Consider the following 24,768-nt stretch of genomic DNA (forward strand, 5'->3'; position numbering starts at 1 on the left):
GCGCACGCTTCACGCCGGGGGAACAACCCGTCGTGCGATGTCGTGCGCCACCTGGCGGATGCCTTCCATCACGTCGCGCCGATGGGCGTCGTCCAGCCGGTCGGTGGGGATCGACGTGCTGACCGCCACCCGCTTGCCCAGCGGCGTCTCGCCCACATAGGCGGCGTAACAGACAAGACCCGTCGCCACTTCTTCCAGGTCTTGTCCCAACCCCATCTGCCGGACAAGATCCAGCTCCTGGTACAGCGCATGGCGGGTGGTGAGCGTGCGGTCGGTGACGCGCGGCAATTCATCCGGCACACAGGCGGCCAGTTCGTCCGGTTGCAGGTGGGCCAACAGCGCCTTGCCCAGCGCGCAGGCGTGGGCCGGCAGCCGCATGCCCAGCTCAGACACCAGCCGCACCGGGCGGCGCGCGTCTTCGCGGGCGATATAGACCACGTCGAACCCGTCCAGCACGGCCAGTTGCACGACTTCGTTGTGGCGGGCCACGAACGCGCTGGCGGCTTCATGAAACGCGGCTTGCAGGCCGTCGTGGCGCAGATAGGCGAAGCCCAGCGCCATCAATTCGAGGCCGATGATGTAGCCGCCGTCCTTGCGTTCGATCCAGCGGCGGTGCTCCAGGCAGTCCAGCAGCAGGTAGAGCGTGCTTTTTGCAAGTTGGCAGGCCTGGCCCAGTTCGGCTGCCTTTACCGGGGTGCGGCGGTTGGCGAGCACACGCAGGATGTCGTGGGCGCGGCGAATGGCGGGGACGTCGTATTCAGTGGCCATCGATGTCTTTTGTCCAATATATTGGACTAGAATTCATAATGTTGGACATGATAAATGGATTCCCCTAGACTCGTCGCACATCATTTGAGTGCCGCCCAGAGGGCATACAGCGAGGAGACACATGAACGAAGGAATCACTCTGCCTTCCGACTTGGCGCGGGCGTTGCTCGTGGGTCGGGTATGGCGTCCGGCGCCGGTCAATGGCCCCAGCGTGGTGGTGGTGCGCAACGGCGAAGTCTTCGACATCACCGCCGCTGTGCCCACCGTGTCGGACTTGCTGGATCGCCCTGATCGCGTGGCGTTCGCGGCAAGCGCCGAAGGAGAATCGCTGGGCGATGTGCGGGCCTTGATGGCCGCCACCCTGCAAGGCGGCGGCGGGCCGCGCCTGCTGGCCCCGTGCGATCTGCAACCCATCAAGGCGGCGGGCGTCACGTTCGCCATCAGCCTTCTGGAACGCATGATCGAAGAAGAGGCGGGCGGCGACGCCAGCCGCGCTGACGAGATCCGCGTGCGGATGCAGGCGCTGATTGGGTCGGACCTGTCCCGCTTGCGCCCTGGCTCGCCCGAGGCCGCCAAGCTGAAGACTGAACTGGTTGACCGCGGCCAGTGGTCGCAATACCTGGAAGTGGGCATCGGGCCCGACGCCGAAGTCTTCTCCAAGACGCCCGCCATGGCGTCGGTGGGGTTTGGCGCGCAGATCGGCGTGCTGCCCGAGTCCCAGTGGAACAACCCCGAACCCGAAATCGTGCTGGCGGTGGACAGCCGCGGCGAAGTCGTGGGCGCCACCTTGGGCAACGACGTCAACCTGCGCGACATCGAAGGCCGCAGCGCCTTGCTGCTGACCAAGGCCAAGGACAACAACGGCTCTTGCGCCATCGGCCCCTTCATCCGGCTGTTCGACGACGCCTTTACGATGGATAGCGTGCGCCAGGCGGATGTGTCCTTGCGCATCGAAGGCAAGGACGGCTTTGAACTCGACGGCGTGAGCCACATGCGCGAAATCAGCCGCGACCCGCTCGACCTGGTGCGCCAGGCTTGCGGCGCGCACCATCAATATCCCGACGGCTTCATGCTGTTCCTGGGCACGATGTTCTCTCCCAGCCAGGACCGCAAAGGCCCCGGCACCGGCTTCACGCACAAGCTGGGCGACCGCGTCGTCATCGCGTCCGACCGCATCGGCGCGCTGGTGAACGACGTGCAGCTGTCTACCGAGATTGCGCCCTGGACGTTTGGCGTGCGTGCGCTGTACGCCAACCTGGCCGAGCGCGGCGTGTTCCCGAAAGCGCCAGCGGCATAAGTCCAGGCCGCTGGAAGCCGGGCGGGGAATAGGGGGGCCAGGCAGGCGAAGTGCCGGGGGACGCCAGCGTCCCGCCCCGGCGTCTTGCCCTGCGTCCCGCTCCTGAACACCCCGTATAATCGCTGGTCGAATCCCCCGCCGCTTCTGGCGGGCCCAGCGGTAAGAGCCCCCACGCGGCTCGTTTCACTTGTCGGATACGTCTTGAATCTCCCCGCGCTTATTGCCCCCATTGCTGACGATATGAAGGCTGTCGACGCGGTCATCCGCGATCGGCTGAATTCGGATGTGGTTCTGATCCGCACGATTGGCGACTACATCATTGGCGCGGGCGGCAAGCGCATGCGCCCGGCCATGGTGCTGATGGTGGCGCGCGCGCTCGGTTACGAAGGCACGCATCACCAACTGCTGGCCGCCGTGGTGGAATTCATCCACACGGCCACCTTGCTGCATGACGACGTGGTGGACGAATCCGACTTGCGCCGCGGCCGCGAGACCGCCAACGCCGTCTTCGGCAACGCCGCCAGCGTGCTGGTTGGCGACTACCTGTATTCCCGTTCCTTCGAAATGATGGTGGAAGCCGACTCGATGCGCATCATGAGCATCCTGTCCGAAGCCACCACTGTCATCGCCGAAGGCGAAGTGCTGCAACTCCTGAACGTGCACGACCCGGACGTCTCGCAAGAACGCTACCTGCAAGTCGTGCGCTACAAAACCGCCAAGCTGTTCGAAGCCGCCGCCCAAGTCGGCGCCGTGCTGGCGGGCGCCACCCCCGAACAGGAAGCCGCCGCCGCCGCTTACGGCCGCCACGTCGGCACCGCGTTCCAATTGGTGGACGACGTGCTGGACTACAGCGGCGACGCCGCCGCGCTGGGCAAGAACGTGGGCGACGACCTGCGCGAAGGCAAGCCGACCCTGCCGCTGATCCGCGTGATGGAAGTGGGCACCCCGGAACAGCAGCAATTGATCCGCGACGCCATCAAGACCGGCGACGCCGACTTCGTCGCCGTGGCTGCCGCAATTCAAGCCACGGACGCGTTGGAACACGCCCGCCAGGCCGCCGTAGCCGAAGCCGACCGTGCCCGCGAAGCCCTGTCGATCTACCCCGTTTCCCCTTTCCTGAATTCTCTGCTAGAATTCTGCGCTTTCGCGGTGAATAGAGATCGCTAGCGCGAACTAAGGTTTGGGGCCGGGCTTAAAACCCCTGGTTGAAAAGCCAAAGAGCGCACTAGATCACAACCAAATCAGGGCTTGGAAGTTCGGTTGAAAAACCCGATTTTCAAAAAAACTGAATTTAGGTTCTAATAGCGGTCGCTGTTGATTGGCAGATGCCTTTCAGATTCATCAGCGAAAGATGTTTGGTTGCACTGAGCGTAGCCGAGCAGGTAGTTAGAGTAGCAATGCTCGGGGTAGCAATATCTCAGCGGTGATACTCCAGTAGTAAGACTCGGGGCGTAGCTCAGCCTGGTAGAGTACTGCGTTCGGGACGCAGGAGTCGGAGGTTCGAATCCTCTCGCCCCGACCACTTGATGTGGTCGAATTCTTGAAAGTGTTTCCCGACACTTTTAGCTGAAAGCCGGTATCGCGCAAGCGGGCCGGCTTTTTTGCGTTTGCGCTGTCATTGTTGATCGTTGATCGTTGATTACGGGCAACGTCCTGACGGAAGCGCTAAACGGCTAGCCACCTTAACCCAGCCGATCAGCGGCGCAGTTCGATCACTTGCTCCGCGCCCACGGCGCGCGCGCGCAGCTGGCCACAGCCACCTTCCACGTCTTGTCCGGCGCTGTTCCTGATCTTGGTCAGCACGCCGCGGCGGTGCAGGGTGCGGACAATCTCGCGGATGCGTTCCGTATCGGGGCGTTCGTACTCATCCCCTTCCAGGCTATTGAAGGGAATGACGTTGAGCACGCCGAACTTGCCCTTGAGCAGGCGCGGGATCGCGTCGAGTTCGTCGTCGCCGTCATTCACGCCCTTGAGCAGCGTCCACTGGTACTGCACCGGGTAGCCGGTCTCACGCGCATAGGCTTCACCCAGCTCAACCAGTTCTTCCGGCGAGATGTGCGGCGCGCGTGGCAGCAGGCGCCGGCGCAGATCGGCCTTGGTCGTATGCAGCGACAGCGCCAGCGCGGGTTTGACGCGTTGTTGCGGCAAGGCCTCGAACACGCGCCGGTCACCCACGGTGGAGAAGACCAGGTTTTTGTGGCCGATGTTGCCTTCGGTGCCGAGCAAGTCGATGGCTTCGAGCACGTTGGTGAGGTTGTGCGCCGGTTCGCCCATGCCCATGAAGACCACTTTTTTCACCGCGCGCAGACGGCGCGCCAGCACAAACTGGGCAAGGATTTCCATGCTGGTGACTTGGCGGATCAGGCCGCTCTTGCCCGTCATGCAAAAAAGACAGCCCACCGCGCAGCCGACCTGCGTAGACACACAGAGCCCGTCGCGCGGCAGCAGCACGCTTTCCACCATCTGGCTGTCGGCCAGCGACAGGAGCAGGCGCGAGCCGTCGTTGCCCGCATGTTCGGCGTGGATGCGGGCAAGGCCGTCCAGCTCCATCGTCAGCGCGGGCAGCGCATCACGCACGGCCAGCGGCAGGAAGTTGTCGAAGCGCCGCCGCCATGTGTCGCTATCGAACGCTTGCCCGCTCAGCCAGGCGCGCACAACCCGGCCGCGATGTGCGGGCTGGGCGCCAAGGGCCGCGAGGCGGAGTTCGAAGTCAGAAAAGCGCATGGGGAGCGGATTTTACTCCGCCCGGTATGGGCAATCTGCCAACCCCGGGCTACGTGGTGATCCGCAGCGGCGCTTTTAGCTAAACGCGCTTAAAACTCAATCTGCGCCGACAACAACACTGTGCGGGGCGCCGCCACCGTGCCCACCGTCAGCAGCGTGCTGCTCGACAGCCAATAGTCCTTATTGAACAAATTCTCTACGTTGGCGCGGAACGTGACATTTTTGCCCATGATCTGTGTGCGATACCGCGCACCGATGTCATACCGGGTCCATGACGGCAGCGTCAGCGTGTTTTCCGCGTTGTAGGGGGTGGCGGCCGTGTGGATGGCGCGGGCGTTGACGCTTAAGCCCGGCACCCAGGGCAGGTCCCAGTCCGCGCCCAGGTTGAACGTGCGCTTGGGCACGCCGTTGGCGTTGTTGCCCTGGTTCACGCCGCCTGCCGTGCGTTGCAGCTTGGCGTCGTAGAACGTGGCGCTGGCCATCAGGCGCAGGCCGGGGGTGACTTCGCCGACGGCCGACAGTTCCAGTCCGCGGTTGCGTTGCTCGCCGTCAAAGCTGTAGACGTTGCTGACCGGGTCGGTCATGGCGTTCGGGCGGTCGATCTGGAAGACCGACACGGTGGTGATGGCGGTGCCCCAATCGACCTTCACGCCCGCCTCGTACTGCTTGGACTTGTACGGGGCGAAGACTTCGCCGACGTTGGCGGTGCCGACGGGTGCGGTGCCGCCCCGGGTCAGGCCCGAGGTGAAGTTGCCGTAGACCGAGACGTTTTCCAGCGGCCGCACGACGATGCCGGCCAGCGGAGAGATGGCGCCTTCGTCATACGAGGATGTGACGGCGCCAGCCGCGTTGAAGTTCTCGGCTTTCACTTGCTGCTTGCGCAAGCCGCCGGTGATCAGCACGCGTTCGTTGGCGAACGACAGCGTGTCGGTCAGCGAGAGGCTGGACAACGTCGTTTCCGAGTTCTTGGTGGGCGATTGGCGGTCGCCCGTCATCGGAATCAACGGCGACGGGTTGTAGATGTTGGAGTCGATCTTCTGGCTCAACGGGGCCGACAGGTAGAAGCTGCCCGCTTCCGTCTTCAGGATCGAGCCTGACACGCTCACGCGGTGCTTGATGCCGAACGTATCGAAGTTGGCGCGCGCGCCGATCTCGCCGGTTTTGTTGCGCGAGTACGCGTCGTACCAGGCGTTGATGACGCGGAAGTTGCCCAGCGCGTCGACGGCGTCGGTGGTGCGCGCTGACGGAAAATCTTGCTCGCTCGCGCCATAGCGATAGCCGCCCGCCGCGTACACCATCAGGTGATCCGAGATGTCGTATTCCAGGCGCGAGGCAATGGTTGAGTCGCGCGACATCAGGTTGGCGCCGTCGTAGATGGCGCGGTGGCCAGACGGGGCGGCCGGAATGTTTTCAATGCCCGGCTTGAAGCCCGTTTGCGCGCGGAAGTTGTCGACGTTTTCGCGTTGCGAATAGGTGTCCAGCGTCCAGCGCAGCGTGGGCGAGCGGTAGTCCAACGCCAGCGCGCCCAGGCCGAACTTGTTGCGGCCGCCGTCCAGGCTGGTGTCGCCGTTGCGGTACACGCCATTGAAGCGGATACCCCATTGGTTCTCTTCGCCAAAGCGGCGGCCCATGTCCAGATGCGCGCCCAGCACGGACTTGCTTTCGTAGGTGGTGGTCAGGCGGGTCAGCGGCGTGTCGCCAGCGCGTTTGGTGACAATGTTGATGTTGCCGCCGATAGCGCCGTTGGGGCTGATGCCGTACATCAGCGTGCCCGGGCCCTTCAGCACTTCGACGCGCTCCATCAACGCGGCGGGCATGCGGTTGGCCGACGTCAGGCCGTACAGGCCGTTCAAGCCCACGTCGCCGCTTGCGACGTTGTAGCCGCGAATCTGGAAGTCTTCGCTGAAGCTGCTGGTGGACGTCATGACGCGCACGGACGATTCATTGACGACGACGTCGGCCAGCGTGCGGGCCTGCTGGTCTTCAAGCATCTGCGAGGTGTAGTTGGTGGTGCTGAACGGCGTGTCCATGACATCGACATTGCCCAGCGCGCCCAGGCCGCCGCCGCGCGCGACCTGGCCGCCCGCGTACGGTTCGGGCAGGTCGTATTGCGATGCGCCCGTCACGGTGACGGCGGGCAGCGTGGCCGTGCCGTCGCTGGCGCTGGGCTGGCGGTTCAGCACGTAGCTGCCGCCCGATTGCGGCACCGCTTGCAGGCCGGAGCCGGCCAGCAGCGCATTCAGGCCGCCGTCGACGGTGTAGCTGCCGTTCAGCCCCGGGCTTTGGCGTCCTTCGGTCAGTTCCGGGCGGAACGACAGCACGATACCGGCAGCGCGGCCATAACGGCCCAGCACGTCACCCAACGGGCCGCCGGGAATCGCGTAGCTGCGCGTTTGCGGCTGGGCGTGAACGGCGGTGGGGGCCAGCAAGACCGGCGCGGCGACGAAGGCGGCCAACAGGGCGGCCTTCAACGTCGTGGCATGGAGCGAGCGCTGCAAAGCAGGAGAGGCGAGGCGTCGTGACGCCAGGGCGACATGCATGGGTGACCTTTCGGGAGAGCAAGAGGAATGGGTGCTTACCCCTCATGACCCCCGAGATTCAAAAACGGATCAGCTTTTGTTCGCCTCAAATGTAAATGTGCGGAGTTCCCTCAGAGAGAACGGCTGAAATGCTGGCTGAGCGACGGGCTAAGACACTGGCCCAGATACTGGCCCAGACATTAGCCCCAACATCAGCCCAGCCATCAGCCCAGCCATCCGCCCAAACACCGGCCCAGCCACCACCTTTCCGATTACTCCCCCGGGAATGCGGGTTCCGCGCCTGCCTCTTCCAGAAGGTCGGCCAGCTCGTCGGCGCCTTTTTCGGTGGCCCAGGCCCAGGCGTTCCAGCCTTCGTTGTCGCGCAGGTCCGCTTGCGCGCCGTGGGCGAGCAGGAGCTGCGCGATCTTCAGATTGCCGCGGGCCGCGGCAGCCATCAACGGCGTGCCGCCATCATCCATGACAGCGTCTACGTCGGCGCCCGCCTCCAGCAGCAAGGCGACCACGGCTTCGCGGTCCCAGCTCGCGGCTTGATGCAGCGCGGTCAGCCCGTGGCCGGCGCGGCTGGATAGCTTGGCGCCGTGGGCGAGCAAGACGCGGACGGCATCGGCCGCGCCGTCTGTGGCGGCGCAGAACAGCGCGGTGCCGCCGAAGTCGTTGCGGGTGTCGACGGACGCGCCCAGCGCAAGCGCCTGTTCGATGGCCACGGTGTCGTTCTTGCTTGCCGCGTGCAGGAGTTGTTGGTCTGGAGTCATAAGGCAGGTGAGTGTCAGGGAAAGCAGGTACGCGAACGATACACGGTGCCGGGTGTCCGCGGCGCCTGGCGGCTTGCCCCGTTTGAATGGCGCGCTTCAGATCGCGCTGGGTCGCGCTGGGTCGCGCTGGACCGCGGCGCATTCCGGTGGCCCTCTGGCCCAGCGGCCGCGTCCGAAGAAAAACCGCCTTGCGGCGGCTTCTCTTTCTGAAGGGCGGTCGTGTGGGTTACACCCCGATCGGCCCGCCATCGGCGCGCTGGATCACCACGGTGGATGAGCGCGGGCGCACGGTGCCCGTCGACGCAACCGTTGCATCATCCGTGCCATACGCCGGCCAGTTCACCGGGTGCTGGATGTTCAGGAAGATGCTGGTGTAGTCCGGCGTGAAGGCGAAACCGGTGACTTCGGCTTCGTTGGGGCCAACGAAGAAGCGGCGCAGGTCGGCCTGGTTCGACGCGTTGATGGCCGGGCCGGTGCCGGTGCTGTCGGCCAGCGACCCGGGGATCACGGCCAGCATCTGGTCGTTGGTGGCGCGGGCTACGTCGTTGTTGCGGCCGCCATCGATGCCGTTGTCGGTTTGAATCCACAGGATTCCGCGGGGGTCGAAGCCCAGGCCGTCGGGGCTGGCCAGCTGGTTCAGCGTGGTCAGGCCCGAGCGGTTGGTGTCGGCGTTGGCGGCGGCGTTCGAACCGAAGACGAAGATGTCCCACTCGAACTTGGTCGAGCCCGCTTCGTCGTGCCAGCGGATGATGTGGCCGTTGACGTTGTTCAGGCGCGGGTTGGGCGGGTTGGTGCCGCTGGCGGCGTTGCGGCTGCTGTTGTTCGTCAGCGTCAGGTAGATGTCGCCGTTGGTCGGGTGCGTGGCCGTCCACTCGGGGCGGTCCATCGGGGTGGCGCCCACGAAGTCGGCGGCGCCGCGCGTGTTGATCAGGATGGCGTCCGGGCCGCCGAATTCATCGGCCAGCGTGCGGCCGCCCGCGCCCTTGGTGGCGCCGACCAGCGGCAGCCATTCGCCCGTGCCGTCTTCGTTAAAGCGCGCGACGTACAGCGTGCCCTTGTCCAGGTACTTGGCGCCCACGGCCAGGCGGTCGGTGCGCTCGGCGTCCTTCGGGTCCCACACGGCGTCGGACACGAAGCGGTAGATGTATTCAAAGCGCGAATCGTCGCCGCTGTAGAAGGCCAGCGGCTTGCCGGCTTCGGGCTTGCTGTAGGCGCAGCCTTCGTGGGCGAAGCGGCCCATCGACGTGCGCTTGGTGGCGATGCTGGCGGGGTCGTAGGGGTCGATCTCAACCAGATAGCCGAAGCCGTTGACTTCATTGCGCCAGTCTTGCGTGGCGCTGGCGCCGGTTTCCGTGACGTTGAAGCGTGCGAATTCGCCCAGCACTTCCGTCGCGTCGCCTTCCGCGGTTTCCCATTGGTAGCGGCCAGTGGGGCCTGAAGACACGCCCACGCGGATTTGATGCGCGGGGCGCGTGCCGGTGTTCACAAAGCAGGCCGCCCAGTTTTCTTCGGCGGTGATGTAGGTGCCCCACGGCGTGTAGCCGTTGCCGCAGTTGTTGTTGGTGCCGCGCACTTGCGTGCCGTTGGGCGAGAACGGCGTCTTCACCCAATCCGTGCCGGCGATGGGGCCGGCAATTTTCATGGCGGTGGCCGACGTGAAGCGGCGGTTGAAGCGCGAATTGTTGACGATGTTCCAGCGGCCATTCTCGCGGCGCACGTGGACGATGGCCACGCCGTGCGCGTTGATTTCCTTGCGCACTTCTTCGGCGGGGCGCTTGCCGGCAACGGTGGTGGGGCCGTTCGGGTGCAGCGCGGCCGGGTCGATGTATTCGTGGTTGATGGCCAGCAGGCCTTCGGTGGAGCTGCCTTCAATCGGGAAGAAGTGCATGCCGTCGTGATGCATGCCCATCGAGTTGAGCAGGTCGTTCGACGAGTTGTTGCCGTTCTGGTCCCAGGGCAGGGCGTTGTCGTTCAGCGGCGTGCCCCAGGGCGCGAACACGTGGGCGACGTAGCCGTTGGGCACGACGCAGCCGTCGGTCATCGAGTTGGGCAGCGATTCGAAACCCAGTTTCAGCGCGGCGGGCGGCTCGGTGCCGCCACCCGGTACTTCGGGCGGTTGCGTCGGGGGCGTGCCGCCGTCCACGATATCGTCATCATCGTCGCTGCTGTTACAGCCGGCCAGACCCAGCGAGGTCATGGTGGCGAAGGCGGCCGCCAGACCGCCGCGCATCACCATGCGGCGCGACATGTTCTTTTCCAGAATGTCGCTGAACGGGCTGTTCTGGCTGGGGTTGCGGACGGTCTTGTCGGAAATGGATTTGCTCATTTGGATTCCTGGCTGGGGGGCTGTGCCTTGAAGGGACGAGCAATGCTAGAAGTCGCAAATGAAAGGTTAATGACAGTCAGCTGAATGCGTGGAAGATTTGACGATGGGGTGATGGGCTGCGGGCGCGGCACGCACGCCGCCACGCGATGGCGCGCGCCAAGTCAAAGGCCGGCGCCGTTTGCACGGGCCGGCCTGTTGTCGGGCTTGCGCGCGAAAGAAGGGCGGGCTACTTCGCAGCCACCAGCGGGCAGCCGCCCTGATTCAGCGGGCGGAAGGCGTTGTCGCCCGGAATGGTGCGCAGAATCTTGTAGTAGTCCCAGCGCGCTTTCGATTCCGACGGCTTCTTCACTTCGACCAGGTACATGTCGTGCACCAGCCGGCCATCTTCGCGCAGATAGGCGTTGCGCGCGAACATGTCGTCGATCTTCATGCCGCGAATCTGCTTCATCACGGCATCGCCTTCCAGCTTGCCGCTTTCCTGCACGGCCTTCAGAAAGGTCAGCACCGACGAATACACGCCCGCTTGCGCCATCGTCGGCACGCGGCCCTTCATGCGCTCGGCGTAGCGCTTGCTCCAGTCGCGCGTGCGGTCGTCCATGTCCCAGTAAAAGCCGGTTGTCAGCACCAGCCCTTGCGCCTGGTCCAGCCCCACGCCATCGACATCGGTGATGAACATCAGCAGGCCGGCCAGCTTCTGGCCGCCTTTGATCAGGCCGAATTCATTGGCTTGCTTGATCGCCATGGTGGTGTCGCCCGACGAATTGGCCAGCGCCACGATCTCGGCTTTGGAAGCCTGCGCTTGCAGCAGGAATGACGAAAAATCGTTCGATGCGCGCGGGTGTTTGACCGCGCCCAAAGTCTGCCCGCCCGCCTGCTTCACGGCGTTTTCGGTGTCGGCCTGCAAGGCGTGGCCGAACGCGTAATCGGCCGTCAGGAAATACCACTTCTTGATGCCGGATTCGGTCAGCGCGCGGCCGGTGCCGTTGGCCAGTGCGTAAGTGTCGTAGGTCCATTGCGCGGTCGACGCCGAGCACGCCTTGCCCGTCAGGTCCGACGTGCCGGCGGTGGAGGCCAGGAACGCGATGTTGGCGGTGCGCGTGATCTCTTGCACGGCCAGCGCAACGGAAGACGTCGGCACATCCACGATGGCCTTCACGTTGTCCTGGTCGATCCAGCGGCGCGCGGTGGCCGAACCCACGTCGGCCTTGTTCTGGTGATCGCTGACGATGACTTCAATCTTGCGGCCCAGCACGGTCGGCCCGAAGTCCTCCACCGCCATGCGGGCGGCTTCCACCGAGCCCGGGCCGGACAGGTCGGCGTTCATGCCGGACAGGTCGGTCAGAACACCGATGCGGATGGGCTTGTCGGATTGCGCGTGCGCAGCGGGCAGCGCGAAGGCGCCGGCCACAAGCAGGGCGCTAAGCAGTGGTTTCATGTCTTTCCTCCAGGATGGGTGCCCGTTCTAGCCGGGTCTGAATGGCGTATCTAAAGATGGAGCTACAAGGTGAGATGGAGCGACAAGGTGGCGCTACACCGCCTTAGCGGGGGACAGCAAATGGCACAACAGGAATTGATCGGTCTGCGCGTGCGCGAGGGGGCTTGCGTCGAATTGGGCGTCGATGGCGCGCTTGGTCAAGCGCAGCGCCAGCGTCGGGCAGGCGGCGGCGTCCCGCGCCAGCGCCGTGGCGGCGTGGACGGCTGCACCCGTAGGGGCGACGCGGTCGGCCAGGCCCCAGGTTTCGGCCGTGCCGGCATCCAGTTGCAAGTCCGTGAACAGCGCCCGTTTTGCGCGTGCCGGGCCGACCAGGCTGGCCAGGCGCGGCAGCCCGCCCCAGGCTAGCGGCAGTCCCAGGCGCACTTCCGGCAAACGCAGAAACGCATCGGCGCCCAGCACGCGCCAGTCGCACGCCAGCGCCAGCACCGCGCCACCGCCCACCGCCGCGCCCTCGATGGCGGCGATGGTCAGTTGCGGCAGCTCGCTCCAGGCGCGGCATAGCGCTTCGCCGCGCGCCAGCGCGCGTTGCGTGGCCAAGGGGTCGCCGTGCTGCCAGAGCGCGGGGTCTTTCAAGTCGATGCCCGCGCAGAAAAGGGCGGACGTGCCGGTCAGCACCACGGCGCGGATGCGGTCATCGCGCGCCAACTCGTGCGCGGCGTCGATCAACGCTTCGATAGCCGCCAGATTCAGCGCGTTGGCCTTGCCGCCCCGGTCGTAACGCACCACCGCCACGCCGTCGTCACGCTCAATTGAAACCATGCTCATCCGCTGTCCTTCAGGTTTATTTCGTGGATATACTACCAAGTATGTTGAAAGTCGCAAGACTCCGCACGTCGTCTGGCAGGGGGTGTGCGGGTAAGTCCGCATCTGCCCACGCTGGATGGCGGCGGAAAAGTCATGAAAAATAAGCGAAATAACAAAGCGAGGAGACAGTTGATGAACGACGAGGCTCGGGCGGCCGTTCCCGACCGCCAGGCGTGCGTGTTGCGCTATCTGCTGGAAAGCCAGGCGAAAAAGATACCGGACAGAATCTTCGTCCGTTTCCATGGGGGACCCACATGGACGTATGCCCAAACGCTGGCGCAGGTTCGCCGCCGTGCGGCTACGCTGCGGCGCGAAGGCGTCAAGCAGGGCGACCGCGTGCTGTGCTGGATGGGCAACGGCCCTGAACTGCTGGCCAACTGGTTCGCCATCAATTACCTGGGCGCGGTGTATGTGCCGCTGAATACCGCTTTGCGCGGCCGGCCGCTGGAACATGTGCTGGAAAACGCGCAGGCGCGGCTGATGCTCGCGCACCGCGCGCTGGTCGGGCGGTTGCAGGAGCTGTCGCCGGGGGCGCTACGCCGCGTGCTGCTGACGGGCGAAGGGGACGCTTCCCCTGCGGCGCCCGCAGGCGTGTCGTTTGCCGCGCTGGTGGATGCGTCCGGCGAACCAGGGGCGGACTTGTTGGCCACCGAAACGCCGATCGAACCTTGGGATACCCAATCCATCATGTACACGTCCGGCACTACCGGGCTGTCCAAGGGTGTCGTCACGTCCTACGTGCAGATCTACACCATGGGGCCGGACGCGTTTGACTGCATCACGCCGGATGACCGCTGCATGATCGCAGGCCCTATCTTCCACTGCGGCAGCACGCTCTACGTGTACGCGATGCTGGCCTATGGCGGGTCGATCGCCATGGTGCCGGAGTTCCGCACCGCCGAATTCTGGGACGCCATACGCGACACCGAGAGCACGGTGGTGCTGCTGCTGGGCGTCATGGCGAACTTTTTGCTGAAGCAGCCGCCGTCGCCGCGTGACCGCGAACACCCCTTGAAGAAGGCGTTCATCGTGCCGTTTGGCGAAGACGCGCCGGCGTTCAAGACGCGCTTTGGCGTGGACCTCTACACGGTCTACAACATGACCGAGATCGCCAGCCCCTTAAGCGCCGGCCCCGGGCTGACCGAAGCCGGGCGCTGCGGCAAGCCCCGCCCCTGGTTTGAACTGCGCGTGGGCGACGCGCAAGACCGCGCGGTGCCAGACGGCCAGGTGGGCGAACTGCTGATCCGCTCGCATCGGCCCTGGGCGCTGTTCTCGGGCTACTACCGCAACCCCGAAGCCACCGCCGCGTCCATGCGCAACGGCTGGTTCCACACGGGCGACGCGTTCCGGCGCGACGAAGACGGCACGTTCTTTTTCGTGGACCGCCTGAAAGACGTCATCCGCCGGCGGGGCGAAAACATCTCGTCGTTCGAGCTGGAAGGAGAAATCTGCGCGCATCCCGCTGTGCGCGAAGCGGTTGCCGTGGCGGTTCCCAGTGAACATAGCGAAGACGAAGTGCTGGCGGTGGTGACGGCGGTGGACGGCGCGGAAATCGAACCGGGCGCGCTGGTGAACTGGCTGGCCGAACGCGTGCCGCATTACATGGTGCCGCGCTATGTGCGGGTGGTGGAAGAACTGCCGAAAACCGCCAGCGGCAAGCTGCAAAAGCATGTGCTGCGCAGCGAAGGGCTGGCCGATGGCACGTGGGACCGCGACGCGGCGGGGATACGGTTGCGCCGAGAGCGGCTGGCCTGAAGCCGCTGCCCGGACAGTGATGGGCGGAGATCGATGGCCGGAGATCGCTGGCCGGATCGCTGCCCGGAGATCGATGGCGAGCGGCGCGCTTTGACGAAAAGCGCGCCGTGCTGCCGTCAGGCGCGTGTGCCCAAGCCCGCGATGATGGTGTGAACCACCTTGCCCGCCAGAATCTCGCGGTCATCGCGCGTTTCGCCCAGGCGCGGGCGATACCACACGGCCAGCCAGTTGATGGCGCCCAGCGCCGCCTTCACCGCAACGGAAACGTCGTCGATGGCCAGCGAGCCATCTTCCACGCCTTCGTACGCCACGCGCTTAAACAGCGCTTCGAAGTCATCGCGGATGGTCATCAGTTCGGCCAGCGTCTGGCGCTGGGCCGGGGTGGTCGCGCCCAGGCGATGCATATGCACGCCTTGCACCACCACCGTCTCGAAGGCCAGGTTCTCCATCATCGACAGCGCGTGGTGCTTGAGCATCAGCGCCAGCCGGTGGGCGGCCGTGCCTTTCTCCTTCATGACCGGGCGCACGGCTTCGAAGTTGCGCCGCATGCCTTCGCGGTGCACGTCGAAGAACAGATCGGTCTTGGACCGGTAGTAGTGGTAGACGCGGCCCTTGGTAGCCCCCAGCCGGCGGGCGACGTCGTCAATGCTGGATGCGTGGAACCCTTGCTCCATGAAGCATTCAGCCGCCGCGGTCAGCAGTTCAATGTTGCCCATGCCGTCATCGCGTGCAGCCGTCACCGTAGGTTCCCCCTTCATGCGCCTTCCTCCATCCATGCGTTACGGCAAAGCGCCAGTTTAGCCAATTGCCCGCGTGTACATGGCCGAGCCCCTAGCCTGAATGGGTGGTGGGGTGCGGCCTCGTCCGTGTGGCCGAATGGCTGTACAAATCAGAAAATCGAAGTTTATACTACTCGGTATGTTTTTGGCTCCATGGCCCATGGCCCGTTGGCCTTTCCGCCTGCCATCCCCCTCGCATTCGACTCCCAGCAGCCCATGACCACAGACCTTGTTCAAGCACCTGCAAGCCCCCAAGCCCTGGCCGATCAGGTGTCGCAGGAAATCGGCGTGTCGGAATGGGTGACCATTTCGCAGGCGCAGGTGGATCTGTTTGCCGACGCCACCGATGACCATCAGTTCATCCATGTGGACCCCGCGCGCGCCGCACGCGAAAGCGCCTTTGGCGGACCCATCGCGCATGGCTTTTTGTCGTTGTCGTTATTGACGGCCTTGAGCCAGAACGTGTTGCCCGCGTTCGAGGGCGCCATCGGCATCAACTACGGTTTCGACAAAGTCCGCTTCCTGACGCCGGTGCCGGTGGGCGCGCGCGTGCGGGGCCGCTTTGTGTTGAGCGAATTCACGCCGCGCAATGCGCGTGAATTCACCACCCGGTACGCCGTCACCGTCGAGATCGAGGGCGCCGCGCGTCCCGCGCTGGTGGCCGACTGGATCACCATGACCATTCTTCAAGGATGACATCCATGAACATTCGCTTCGATGAACGCGTCGCCATCGTGACGGGCGCGGGCCAAGGCCTGGGCCGCAGCCATGCGTTGCAACTGGCCGCGCGCGGCTGCCGCGTTGTGGTCAACGACTTTGGCGGCGCGGCGCAAGCCGTGGTGGACGAGATCGTGGCGGCGGGCGGCCAAGCGGTTGCTGACGACGGCAACGTGTGCGACAGCGCCAACGTGGACGCCATGGTGGCGCGCGCCATGAACGCCTGGGGCCGCGTCGACATCCTGATCAACAACGCCGGCATCCTGCGCGACAAGACCTTCGCCAAGATGAGCGCCGATGACTTCAACGCGGTGGTCGACGTGCACCTGCTGGGCTCGGCGAATTGCGCGCGCGCCGTGTGGCCGATCATGCGAGAGCAGCGCTATGGCCGCATCCTGATGACGACCTCCACGTCCGGCATGTACGGCAACTTTGGGCAGTCGAACTACGGCGCGGCGAAGGCGGGTGTGGTGGGCTTGATGAACGTGCTGCATCTGGAAGGGCAAAAGCACGGCATCCACGTCAACGCGCTCGTGCCCACCGCCGCCACCCGCATGACGGCCGAGATGTTTGATGCGGACGCGTTGCGGGCGCTGGACCCGGCGTTCGTCACGCCCGCCGCCTTGTTCCTGGTGGCCGAGGGCGCGCCCAGCCGCACGGCGTTGCTGGCGGGCGCGGGCACCTACGCGCGCCTGGCCATCGTTGAAAGCGCGGGCATGTATTTCCCTGAAGGCGAACGCACGCCTGAAAACATCGCGGCGCACTTTGACGAGATCGCCAGCCTGGCTCACCCGATCGAGCCGCCCGAAGGCCTGGCGCACGTGGCGCGCATTTTGAAGCGCGCGCAGGAGGCGGCATGAGCGGCCAACCCCAACCCCAACGCGCCGCGCCGCACGCGCGCGCCGACTACCCGCGCTTGCTGCCCATGACCATACGGCTGCGCGATATCGACGTGTACGGCCACATGAACAACGTGGTCTACAACGAATACTTTGATACGGCCGTCAACCAGACGCTTGTCGAACTGGGCGTGCTGGACCTGGAAAAAAGCGACGTGATTGGCCTGGTGGTGCACAGCCAGACCTCGTACTTCCGCCCGGTGTCATTTCCCGACCGCGTTGTGCTGGGCCTGCGCGTAGGCCGCCTGGGCCGCACCAGCGTGACGTACGAATTCGCGTTGTTCCGCGGCGACGACGACAGCGCCGCCGCCCAAGGCAGCTACACCCACGCCTATGTCGACCGCGCCAGCAGCCGGCCCGTCGAATTGCCGCCGGCCTTGCGGCGCGCGCTGGAACCGCTGGTGCGCGCCTCGGCCTGAACGCCGCCCCGGAGCTGCTGTGATCGACCACACCCTGCCTCGCGTCACGTACTCGAACATCCACACCGACTTTTCAGCGGTGCACAACGTGCTGGACCAGCGCCTGCCGGATTTTGAATCGCGCATGCTGGGCCTGGATTACCGCCATCGCTTCGATGGACGCGCCGTGGCGGGCGAGCCGTTGCAAGAATCGTATTCGCCGATTGATCACTGGTTGCTGATCGGCCGCTTTCCCAACGCGGGCGCAGACACGGTCGATCAGGCCATCGCATGCGCGCGACACGCGCAGCCGGCCTGGGCCGCGCAAGGCTGGACGGCGCGCATCGCGGTATTGCGGCGGTTGGCGATGGTGCTGTCCGAACGCAAGTACGACTTCGCCATGGCGACGATGATCGAAATCGGCAAGTCGCGCATGGAAGCGCTGGGTGAAGCGGAAGAAGCCGTGGACCTGATCCGCTACTACTGCGATCAGGCCGAACGCAGCGACGGCTACCGCCAGCCGCTTGCGCGCGCCTTCGACAATGAAAGCACGCACGATGTGTTGCGCCCCTACGGCGTCTTCGCCGTGATCGCGCCGTTCAATTTTCCCTTGGCCTTGTCGGTGAACATGGTGTGCGCGGCCTTGCTGGCGGGCAATGCGGTCGTCTACAAGCCATCGCCGCGCGCCGCGTTGACGGGCGCGCTACTGCTTAGCGCCTGCGATGCGGCAGGTGTGCCATCGGGTTGCGTGAACGGCGTTTTCGGCGGCGCGCAGACCGGCGCCATCCTGGCGCATCACGCCGACGTGGACGGCTATGCCTTCACCGGCAGCCTGGAAGTAGGCATGGACTTGCTGCAAACCGTTGCCCAAGGCCGCCATGCGCGGCCCGTGATTGCCGAGATGGGCGGCAAGAACCCCACCTACGTCACGGCCAGCGCCGACCTGGATGTGGCGGTGCAAGGCGTGGTGCGATCGGCCTTCGGGCTGCAAGGGCAAAAGTGTTCGGCGGGCTCGAAGGTCTATGCGCACGCGTCCGTGCACGACGCCTTCTTGCAACGGTTGTGCGCCGCCACCGAAGCCGTATCCGTGGGCGACCCGCGCGAGCGCAGCGTGTTCATGGGGCCGCTGATTGATGAAGCCGCCTGGCGGCGCTACCGCACGGCGTGCGAAGACGTCAGCGCGGCGGGCCAGCTGCTGGCCGGGGGCCGCCGCTTGAGCGCGGGCGAACTGGCCTATGGCCACTACGTGCGTCCTGCGGTGGCGGCCGGGTTGCCTGCCGAGCACCGCTTGAATCGTAAGGAACTGTTCCTGCCCTTCGTCTCCGTGCTGCCGTTTACCGACCTGCATGCCGCGATCGATGACGGCAACAACGTCGACTACGGCCTGACGGCGGGCTGCTACGCGCAAGAGCAGGACGAGATCGACCTGTTCTTGCATCGCGCCCAAGCCGGCGCGCTGTACGTGAACCGGGCCAGCGGCGCGACGACCGGCGCGTGGCCGGGCATCCAGACGTTTTGCGGCTGGAAGGGTTCAGGCATGACCGGCAAGGGCGGCCTGGGGCCGTACTACGTCGCCCAATTCGCACGAGAACAAAGCCACACCGTCTGGCATCGCTAAGTCACAGGACCCCATCATGAGAGAAGCCGTCATCGTTTCCACCGCGCGCACGCCGATTGGGCGCGCTTATCGCGGGGCATTCAACGACACCACCGCACCCACCTTGGGCGGGCATGCAATTTCGCACGCGGTGGCGCGCGCGGGCATTGCGCCCGGCGAGGTCGAAGATGTGATTCTGGGCGCGGCCTTGCAGCAAGGCACGACCCACATGAATGTGGCGCGCCAGGCCGCATTGCGCGCCGGCTTGCCCGCGCACGTGGCCGCCATGACGCTGGACCGCCAGTGCGCGTCCGGCTTGATGGCCATTGCCACGGCGGCGCGGCAAGTCACGCAGGAAGGGATGAATATCGTGGTGGCGGGCGGGCTGGAATCGATCTCGCTGGTGCAGAACGACACGATGAACCGCCACCGCTGGTTTGATGACGCCCTGATGCGCGAGCAACCCGAAATCTTCATGAGCATGCTGGAGACGGCCGAGATCGTGGCCAGCCGCTACGGCATTCCGCGCGCCGCGCAAGACGCTTACGCGCTGCGTTCGCAACAGCGCACGGCCGCCGCGCAAGCTGCGGGGCGTTTCGATGACGAGATCGTGCCGCTTGCCGCCGTGATGCAAGTGACTGACCGCGCCACGGGGCAGACTTCAGCGCAAGCCGTGACGTTGGCGCGCGACGAAGGCAACCGCCCGGACACGTCGCTGGAAAGTCTGGCGAAGCTGCAACCGGTGTTCAAGAACGGCCAGCGGCTTCAGACCGGGGAACACATCACGGCGGGCAATTCGTCGCAGTTGTCGGATGGCGCGTCGGCTTGCGTCATCATGGACGCGGCCGAGGCGCGCCGGCGCGGGTTGACGCCATTGGGCACGTACCGGGGCATGGCGGTAGCCGGTTGCGGCCCCGAGGAAATGGGCATCGGCCCCGTGCATGCCGTGCCGCGCTTGCTGGCGCGGCACGGACTGAAGATCGACGACATCGGCTTGTGGGAATTGAACGAGGCCTTTGCCTGCCAGGTGCTGTACTGCCGCGACCAGCTCGGCATTCCGGACGATCGCCTGAACGTGAACGGCGGCGCCATTGCTATCGGCCATCCTTATGGCATGTCAGGCGCGCGCATGGCGGGGCATGCGCTGATCGAAGGCCGCCGGCGCGGCGTGCGCTACGCGGTGGTGACGATGTGCGTGGGGGGCGGCATGGGCGCGGCGGGCTTGTTCGAAATCACGAACTGAATCCGCTGCGCGCCTGCCAGCGTTGACTGCAAGCGCTACTTGGCCGTGTTCTCGTCGTCCACGGTCAGGCCGCCGTCTTTCATGATGCCTTGCGCAATCTCTTCGGCGCTCTTGCCGGCAAAACCGTGTTCGCCCGCCGTGATGCGAAAGCTGTCGCCTTCCAGCGGGCTTTTCAAGGTGGCGGACGTGAGCAGCACGCCATTCGAACGCAGCTGAATGCGTTTGCCCACGCGGTTGCGCGTGAAGTCGGCCAGGGCTTTTTGGCTTTCGGGTTTCAAGGCCACGTCGACGACGCGGGCGCCCGTGTGCGGGTCGGCGCTGGGGGTGGCGCTGGCGGCTTGCAGCGTGACGGTTTCGGCGTGCGCGGCCAAGGGCAGCGACAAGGCCAGCGCGGCGGCGCAGGCCAGATGCTTCATCAAGGGCATGGCAGTTTCCTTTGACGGGGACAAGTGCTCCATCCTAGCCGAAGTGCGCCGCGCCGACGAGTTCAGGGCCGGCCGGGCGTACGCATGGCGGGCGCGCGTATCCAGGGCATATCGGGCAGCCCCTGTATCTGCGGCATGCCGGGTGCGGGCATGCCCAGCGGGTTGAGCGCAGCGTCTTGCAGCACGGTCATCCATTCGCGCGGGTCCATGGGTTCGCCCATGCGCGCGCGCACGTCCAGCAGATCCAGCGCGGCGCGGCGGTGGCCGGCTTCCGCGGCTTCACGGAACAGGCGCTCGGCCACGTTGTAATTCTTGGGCACGCCCCGGCCCATGCCGGTCAGTTCGCCCAGGTACGTTTGCGCGGGGGCAAAGCCCTGGTCGGCGGCGCGCTGATACCAGCGGGCCGCCGCCTTGTAGTCCTGCTCTACGTGTTCGCCGTTTTCGGCGATGAGGCCCAGCGTGGTCATGGCGACCACGTCACCGGCTTTGGCGCGCGCTTGCAGCGAGGCCAGGCGGGGCTCGTCCAGGTATTTCGCGCCCCGTTCAATTTCGAATTCCCACGCGCTCATGCGCGCCTTGATCAAGTCGCGGCCCAGCGTGGGCGACGGGCCGCGGCCGGCTTGCCCGGGCTTGCCGCCCGGCACCGCGGGCGTCTGCCCGTCGGCCAGCGTCGTGAACGTGACCGTGCCGACGAGGCTGCTGGCGTAGTGCGGAATCTGGCGGTAAGCGGTGGCGACTTGAACGTCGCCCGTCAGCTGCTTGAAGAAATTCTCGACCGGGGCGGAGGCGGGCAGCTCGTCCAAGCCCTGCGCGAAGTAATACGCGTAGGGGCTATGGCGCGGGCCGTCGCTGCCAAAGCCGTCTTCGGCCGTGGCGCCGGGCTGCGTGGAAAACGCGATCAGTTCACCGCCTGCCGGCACGGTGTGAACCAGGCCCGCCGAGGGCGCGCCGCGTGTCAGATTCGTGCGGCAGGCGTCCAGCACCATCAGCCGGGCGCGCACGTTGGCGCGGCGCATGGCTTGCGACACGCGCTTCAGGCTCAGCGAGCTTTGCTGCGCGGTGCGGATGCGGACTTCGCCCAACGGCAGCGCCAGGTCCACGCCAAACAGATAGTTCACATCGTCCACCGCCACCGCATGGCCGGCGAAATACACCAGCGCCAGATCGGCGCCCGTTGCGCGCGTGGCGAACTCATCGACGGCGTCTTCCATTTGCGCGGTGGTCAGGTCGGTCAGCAGCGTGACGTCGAACTGCCGCTTGCGCAGCGACTCGGCAATCAAGCGCGCGTCGTTGACCGGGTTGACCAGCGCGTTGGCCGGCACCGCGTAGCGGGCGTTGCCAATGACCAGCGCGTAGCGGTGCTTGGCAGGTGCGGCTGTTGGGGCGGATGTCGGGGCAAATTTGGCTGCGGGGTTGGCTGCGGCAGCGGGCGAGTCTGCCGCGGCCGGGTTGGCCAACACCCCCGCCTGCAACGGCAACAGCCCCGCGCCCAGCATGGCGGCAAGCAGCCGCCGGCGCGATAAAGGCAACGTCGGCGGCATCACCGGCGGCATCGCAATCGGAAACGGATTCGTCTTCATACCGGGCCTTATGGACGGGGGCAAACGCCGGCCGGGCCGGCGGTAGCGGACAGCACCCCCAGCGCGTGGGCGGCATCCTGCAACGACGATTCGCGCGCGGCGCTCAGCACGTAGCGGCCATCGGCATCGGGGCCGTCCACAATCGACACGTCGTACTGGGACAAGGTGTTGCGCAGCTGTTTGGCGGTCAGCGTGTCAGGCAGGTCCACGACCAGCCGTGGGCAGGAGCCGCCGCCACGCGTCAGCACGCCGTCCGGCGCGGCGACGTCAAGCGGAGCTTGTTGCACCACGATGACCGACAACATGATCGCCAGCGCCCAGCCCAGCGGCATCAGCGGGCTGGCGGGCGTGGGCCATAGCCATTGCCACAGCCGGCGCGCGCGCGAGGGCACAGCTTGTGCGGGTTGCGGGCGTTCGGCCAGCGCCCGCAGAAACGCGGCGTCGCGCCCGGCCTGGCCGATCTCGTTGTGCGCCAGCTGGCGCGCTTGGGCCAGGGTGCGCCATTCTTCGACTTCGGCGTGCAGCGCGGGGTCGCGCGCCATGTGGGCTTCGAAGGCGCGGCGGGCGTCATCGTCGAGCTCGCCCGACAAATAGGACAGCACTCGGTCTTCAGACATGATCAGTCCATTCCTTTGCGCGTGCACTCGGCCACGAGCTTGCGTGCGGCATGCAGGCGGCTCTTGACGGTTGGCACGTGCAGGTCCTGCTGCTTGGCGATCTGTTCCATGGGGACTTCGTCCAGATACAGGAACATCGTGGCGCGCAGCGTATCGCTGAGTTTGTTCAGGCAGTCGCGCATGCGCTTGACGATCGACAGGTGTTCGTAGGCGTGCGCCGGGTCGGCAAAGGGCGATGGGTCGCCCACGTCTTCCGCATCGTCAAAGGCCGTGTCGTCGAGCCCGCCGTCACCATCCGGCCCGGTCCAGCGCACTTCGTGCCGCGTGCGCCGATGCATCTGGATCAGCTCGTGCAGCGACCCCCGATACAGGTAACCGCCCAGCTTGCTGACCGCGAGCTCATGCGCGGCCCAGCCGCCAGGCGGCTGGCCATGCTGGAAGCCTTCGTCCTTGAACGTGCGCGTTTGCAGGAACTTCATCAGCGCATTATTGAAGGCGTCCACCACGCCTTCCGGCGAGGTGTTGAAGAACTTCTTGCGCAGCTTCAGCGTGATGTGCTGCTCGGCCTTGTTGCGGAAGTCCAGCGCGTAGCGCGGGTCGGCATGCATGATGCGCAGCAGCGCGTCGACGTTGTTGATGACGTAGCGCTTGGGATCGAGCGTGTTCATGGTTCAGATTCTTGGTGTCGAACTGGACGCGGAACGTCAGCCCATCGGCGGAAAATGCCGCAGCCCTCCGGGGCGAGGGCTGCGGCACCTTAGCCGTGCAGGGGCGGAAAATCAAGCGCGGCGCCGCAGCACGGCGACGCCGCGGACGGTAAACGCAATGACAATCGCCAGCGACAGGTAGAAGCCAAAACCGAAGCTCATGCTGTTCCACAGGTTCGATGCCATGTCGCCCGCCAGGTTGCGGCTGGCGCGCGAATTGCCCATGAAACCGGCGAACTGGCGCGTGGCATTCATCACTTCACGCACTTGCGACACCACACCGGCCAGCGCGATGCCCCACAAGATAAGCGGGGCGAAATAGCCCAGACGGCCGGCGCGATGGTTCAACAGCGACGGCAGCAACGGTCCGACCACCGCCAGCAGCCACAGCAGCGCGTAGATGCCGGCGCCCGAGCCCTGACCGGCCATCGCGCCCTGCACATTGCCGCCATTCTGCAAGCGCAGCAGGTCGTAAAAGCTCAAGCTGGCGTTCGAACCCATCATGCGCACGGAGATCACCGAGAACATCGTGGTGGCCAGCAGGAACAGGACGGCGCCCACGGCGTCGCCCCGGTTCACGCGCTGGACGAAGAGGGTCGCCCAGCGGGCGCCGTGCGCCTTGGCCTGGGTCAGTACGTCGCGCGGCTCTTTCGCTTCTTGCATGGTCTTTCCTTATTGGTTGTGGCAGGGTGCCTGTACCCCTAGCTATGCATGGCGGCGAAAAAGGTTCGATTTATTTTTCGTTGAAAATTTTTCGAACCTTTTCGCGGCTGGCGCGTAGCAGGGGACAAGGGCGCGGATTTTCCCGCCGCCAACCACCCATACGGAGAGTCCAAACATGTCCAACCCCACCCCGCTAGCCGCCCTGTACCAGACCGTGGTGCAAGAAGAACTGGGCCTGGTCGCCCGCGCTGATGATGACGGCGACGTGGTGTTTCGCTACCCCGACCTGGGCACGATGTTCTTCAGCCTGAGCGAGTCGGACCCGGAATTCCTGCGCCTGGTCTACCCGAGCTTTGTCGACGCGGGCGAACTGGGCCTGACCCGCGTTCAATTGCTGGAAGTCATCAACGCGGTGAACAACCGCTGCAAGGCCGTCAAGCTGAGCCTGCAACAAGATCGCGACGGCAAGGCAGGCCGCGTGTCGGCATCGGTGGAAAGCTTTGTGGCCGCGCCCGACACCTTGCCCGCAGGAGCGCTGCTGCGCGCTATCGTGGCGCGTTGCGTGTCGGTCATTCGTCACAGCGCCGGCGAGCTGGTGAAGGACGCGCTGGAACTCAAGCAAGCGGCCGCGCAGTAAGCGCCAAACCGGCAAGGCGGAATTGAAACAAGCCTGGTCCTGCGC

22 protein-coding genes and 1 tRNA gene are annotated in these 24,768 nt (G+C 65.5%); 10 read left to right on the forward strand and 13 right to left on the reverse strand.

Features of this window, described 5'->3' with window-relative positions; genetic code table 11:
- Positions 1–9 precede the first annotated feature (9 nt).
- Positions 10–768, reverse strand: coding sequence for an IclR family transcriptional regulator (locus tag ACFZAI_RS01685; protein WP_391565288.1), 759 nt, complete (start codon positions 766–768; stop codon positions 10–12).
- Between the two features lie 121 nt (positions 769–889).
- Between ACFZAI_RS01685 and ACFZAI_RS01690 the strand changes: the two genes are divergently transcribed.
- From ACFZAI_RS01690 to ACFZAI_RS01700, 3 genes are all read left to right on the forward strand, one after another.
- The gene (locus tag ACFZAI_RS01690) at positions 890–2,065 is read left to right on the forward strand and encodes a fumarylacetoacetate hydrolase family protein (RefSeq protein WP_391565289.1); all 1,176 of its coding nucleotides are present in this window, start codon (positions 890–892) and stop codon (positions 2,063–2,065) included.
- A gap of 201 nt (positions 2,066–2,266) precedes the next feature.
- Positions 2,267–3,232, forward strand: coding sequence for an octaprenyl diphosphate synthase (gene ispB, locus ACFZAI_RS01695; RefSeq protein ID WP_391565290.1), 966 nt, complete (start codon positions 2,267–2,269; stop codon positions 3,230–3,232).
- Positions 3,233–3,510: 278 nt separating this feature from the next.
- Positions 3,511–3,587 (forward strand) — tRNA-Pro (locus ACFZAI_RS01700).
- Between the two features lie 173 nt (positions 3,588–3,760).
- Here ACFZAI_RS01700 and ACFZAI_RS01705 read toward each other — a convergent pair.
- The 6 genes from ACFZAI_RS01705 to ACFZAI_RS01730 all read right to left on the reverse strand — a co-directional run bounded on the left by ACFZAI_RS01705 (position 3,761) and on the right by ACFZAI_RS01730 (position 12,667).
- Positions 3,761–4,789 (reverse strand): RNA methyltransferase, encoded by a 1,029-nt coding sequence (locus ACFZAI_RS01705; RefSeq protein WP_391565291.1) that lies wholly within the window; start codon positions 4,787–4,789, stop codon positions 3,761–3,763.
- 89 nt (positions 4,790–4,878) lie between these two features.
- Positions 4,879–7,329 (reverse strand): TonB-dependent siderophore receptor, encoded by a 2,451-nt coding sequence (locus ACFZAI_RS01710; RefSeq protein ID WP_391565292.1) that lies wholly within the window; start codon positions 7,327–7,329, stop codon positions 4,879–4,881.
- Positions 7,330–7,580: 251 nt separating this feature from the next.
- A complete protein-coding gene (locus tag ACFZAI_RS01715; protein WP_391565293.1) occupies positions 7,581–8,081 on the reverse strand; it encodes an ankyrin repeat domain-containing protein in 501 nt (166 codons plus the stop codon).
- Between the two features lie 226 nt (positions 8,082–8,307).
- Entirely contained in the window at positions 8,308–10,407 is a 2,100-nt protein-coding gene (locus tag ACFZAI_RS01720) for a PhoX family protein (protein WP_391565294.1), read from the reverse strand.
- Positions 10,408–10,633: 226 nt separating this feature from the next.
- Positions 10,634–11,842: an ABC transporter substrate-binding protein gene (locus tag ACFZAI_RS01725; RefSeq protein WP_391565295.1), complete on the reverse strand. Its 1,209-nt coding sequence runs from the start codon at positions 11,840–11,842 to the stop codon at positions 10,634–10,636.
- Positions 11,843–11,935: 93 nt separating this feature from the next.
- Positions 11,936–12,667, reverse strand: coding sequence for an enoyl-CoA hydratase/isomerase family protein (locus ACFZAI_RS01730; protein ID WP_391565296.1), 732 nt, complete (start codon positions 12,665–12,667; stop codon positions 11,936–11,938).
- A 171-nt stretch (positions 12,668–12,838) separates the two neighbouring features.
- Between ACFZAI_RS01730 and ACFZAI_RS01735 the strand changes: the two genes are divergently transcribed.
- Positions 12,839–14,461, forward strand: coding sequence for an AMP-binding protein (locus ACFZAI_RS01735; protein WP_391565297.1), 1,623 nt, complete (start codon positions 12,839–12,841; stop codon positions 14,459–14,461).
- Positions 14,462–14,577: 116 nt separating this feature from the next.
- On the opposite strand, the gene ACFZAI_RS01740 is transcribed toward ACFZAI_RS01735, so the two are convergent.
- Positions 14,578–15,219, reverse strand: a complete 642-nt coding sequence (locus ACFZAI_RS01740) for a TetR/AcrR family transcriptional regulator (protein ID WP_346552884.1) — start codon at positions 15,217–15,219, stop codon at positions 14,578–14,580.
- A gap of 237 nt (positions 15,220–15,456) precedes the next feature.
- Here ACFZAI_RS01740 and ACFZAI_RS01745 point away from each other — a divergent pair, with 237 nt between their 5' ends.
- Genes ACFZAI_RS01745 through ACFZAI_RS01765 form a run of 5 tightly spaced genes read left to right on the forward strand, consistent with a single transcriptional unit; the run spans position 15,457 to position 20,094 of the window.
- On the forward strand, positions 15,457–15,936 hold the full coding sequence (locus ACFZAI_RS01745) for a MaoC family dehydratase (protein WP_391565298.1): 480 nt from the start codon (positions 15,457–15,459) through the stop codon (positions 15,934–15,936).
- 5 nt (positions 15,937–15,941) lie between these two features.
- Positions 15,942–16,817 (forward strand): SDR family NAD(P)-dependent oxidoreductase, encoded by an 876-nt coding sequence (locus ACFZAI_RS01750; protein WP_391565299.1) that lies wholly within the window; start codon positions 15,942–15,944, stop codon positions 16,815–16,817.
- Positions 16,814–17,275 carry an acyl-CoA thioesterase gene (locus ACFZAI_RS01755; RefSeq protein ID WP_391565300.1) on the forward strand — a complete coding sequence of 154 codons (462 nt, stop codon included), beginning with the start codon at positions 16,814–16,816 and terminating at the stop codon, positions 17,273–17,275. Before ACFZAI_RS01750 ends, ACFZAI_RS01755 begins: the two co-directional genes overlap by 4 nt.
- Before the next feature lie 19 nt (positions 17,276–17,294).
- The gene (locus ACFZAI_RS01760) at positions 17,295–18,872 is read left to right on the forward strand and encodes an aldehyde dehydrogenase family protein (protein WP_391565301.1); all 1,578 of its coding nucleotides are present in this window, start codon (positions 17,295–17,297) and stop codon (positions 18,870–18,872) included.
- 16 nt (positions 18,873–18,888) lie between these two features.
- On the forward strand, positions 18,889–20,094 hold the full coding sequence (locus tag ACFZAI_RS01765; RefSeq protein WP_391565302.1) for an acetyl-CoA C-acyltransferase: 1,206 nt from the start codon (positions 18,889–18,891) through the stop codon (positions 20,092–20,094).
- A gap of 35 nt (positions 20,095–20,129) precedes the next feature.
- On the opposite strand, the gene ACFZAI_RS01770 is transcribed toward ACFZAI_RS01765, so the two are convergent.
- The 5 genes from ACFZAI_RS01770 to ACFZAI_RS01790 form a co-directional block, all read right to left on the reverse strand.
- Entirely contained in the window at positions 20,130–20,519 is a 390-nt protein-coding gene (locus ACFZAI_RS01770) for a hypothetical protein (protein ID WP_391565303.1), read from the reverse strand.
- A 62-nt stretch (positions 20,520–20,581) separates the two neighbouring features.
- Positions 20,582–22,099, reverse strand: a complete 1,518-nt coding sequence (locus ACFZAI_RS01775; RefSeq protein WP_391565304.1) for a caspase family protein — start codon at positions 22,097–22,099, stop codon at positions 20,582–20,584.
- Between the two features lie 8 nt (positions 22,100–22,107).
- The gene (locus ACFZAI_RS01780) at positions 22,108–22,716 is read right to left on the reverse strand and encodes a hypothetical protein (protein WP_391565305.1); all 609 of its coding nucleotides are present in this window, start codon (positions 22,714–22,716) and stop codon (positions 22,108–22,110) included.
- Positions 22,717–22,718: 2 nt separating this feature from the next.
- The gene (locus ACFZAI_RS01785) at positions 22,719–23,384 is read right to left on the reverse strand and encodes an RNA polymerase sigma factor (RefSeq protein ID WP_391565306.1); all 666 of its coding nucleotides are present in this window, start codon (positions 23,382–23,384) and stop codon (positions 22,719–22,721) included.
- Positions 23,385–23,495: 111 nt separating this feature from the next.
- Positions 23,496–24,086 carry a hypothetical protein gene (locus ACFZAI_RS01790; RefSeq protein WP_391565307.1) on the reverse strand — a complete coding sequence of 197 codons (591 nt, stop codon included), beginning with the start codon at positions 24,084–24,086 and terminating at the stop codon, positions 23,496–23,498.
- Between the two features lie 175 nt (positions 24,087–24,261).
- Between ACFZAI_RS01790 and ACFZAI_RS01795 the strand changes: the two genes are divergently transcribed.
- The gene (locus tag ACFZAI_RS01795) at positions 24,262–24,723 is read left to right on the forward strand and encodes a hypothetical protein (protein WP_391565308.1); all 462 of its coding nucleotides are present in this window, start codon (positions 24,262–24,264) and stop codon (positions 24,721–24,723) included.
- The last annotated feature ends 45 nt before the right edge of the window (positions 24,724–24,768 follow it).

Origin of the sequence: Achromobacter sp. NPDC008082 (genome assembly GCF_042957345.1) — a bacterium.
Taxonomy (GTDB): domain Bacteria; phylum Pseudomonadota; class Gammaproteobacteria; order Burkholderiales; family Burkholderiaceae_B; genus Achromobacter; species Achromobacter kerstersii_A.

Coding starts and splice junctions, on each gene's coding strand:
- ACFZAI_RS01745 (WP_391565298.1), top strand. CDS start 15,457: ATGACCACAGACCTTGTTCAAGCACCTGCAAGCCCCCAAGCCCTGGCC.
- ACFZAI_RS01730 (WP_391565296.1), bottom strand. CDS start 12,667: ATGAGCATGGTTTCAATTGAGCGTGACGACGGCGTGGCGGTGGTGCGT.
- ACFZAI_RS01715 (WP_391565293.1), bottom strand. CDS start 8,081: ATGACTCCAGACCAACAACTCCTGCACGCGGCAAGCAAGAACGACACC.
- ACFZAI_RS01735 (WP_391565297.1), top strand. CDS start 12,839: ATGAACGACGAGGCTCGGGCGGCCGTTCCCGACCGCCAGGCGTGCGTG.
- ACFZAI_RS01790 (WP_391565307.1), bottom strand. CDS start 24,086: ATGCAAGAAGCGAAAGAGCCGCGCGACGTACTGACCCAGGCCAAGGCG.
- ACFZAI_RS01720 (WP_391565294.1), bottom strand. CDS start 10,407: ATGAGCAAATCCATTTCCGACAAGACCGTCCGCAACCCCAGCCAGAAC.
- ACFZAI_RS01765 (WP_391565302.1), top strand. CDS start 18,889: ATGAGAGAAGCCGTCATCGTTTCCACCGCGCGCACGCCGATTGGGCGC.
- ACFZAI_RS01750 (WP_391565299.1), top strand. CDS start 15,942: ATGAACATTCGCTTCGATGAACGCGTCGCCATCGTGACGGGCGCGGGC.
- ACFZAI_RS01775 (WP_391565304.1), bottom strand. CDS start 22,099: ATGAAGACGAATCCGTTTCCGATTGCGATGCCGCCGGTGATGCCGCCG.
- ACFZAI_RS01710 (WP_391565292.1), bottom strand. CDS start 7,329: ATGCATGTCGCCCTGGCGTCACGACGCCTCGCCTCTCCTGCTTTGCAG.
- ACFZAI_RS01755 (WP_391565300.1), top strand. CDS start 16,814: ATGAGCGGCCAACCCCAACCCCAACGCGCCGCGCCGCACGCGCGCGCC.
- ACFZAI_RS01725 (WP_391565295.1), bottom strand. CDS start 11,842: ATGAAACCACTGCTTAGCGCCCTGCTTGTGGCCGGCGCCTTCGCGCTG.
- ACFZAI_RS01795 (WP_391565308.1), top strand. CDS start 24,262: ATGTCCAACCCCACCCCGCTAGCCGCCCTGTACCAGACCGTGGTGCAA.
- ACFZAI_RS01690 (WP_391565289.1), top strand. CDS start 890: ATGAACGAAGGAATCACTCTGCCTTCCGACTTGGCGCGGGCGTTGCTC.
- ACFZAI_RS01740 (WP_346552884.1), bottom strand. CDS start 15,219: ATGAAGGGGGAACCTACGGTGACGGCTGCACGCGATGACGGCATGGGC.
- ACFZAI_RS01785 (WP_391565306.1), bottom strand. CDS start 23,384: ATGAACACGCTCGATCCCAAGCGCTACGTCATCAACAACGTCGACGCG.
- ACFZAI_RS01685 (WP_391565288.1), bottom strand. CDS start 768: ATGGCCACTGAATACGACGTCCCCGCCATTCGCCGCGCCCACGACATC.
- ACFZAI_RS01705 (WP_391565291.1), bottom strand. CDS start 4,789: ATGCGCTTTTCTGACTTCGAACTCCGCCTCGCGGCCCTTGGCGCCCAG.
- ACFZAI_RS01780 (WP_391565305.1), bottom strand. CDS start 22,716: ATGTCTGAAGACCGAGTGCTGTCCTATTTGTCGGGCGAGCTCGACGAT.
- ACFZAI_RS01770 (WP_391565303.1), bottom strand. CDS start 20,519: ATGCCCTTGATGAAGCATCTGGCCTGCGCCGCCGCGCTGGCCTTGTCG.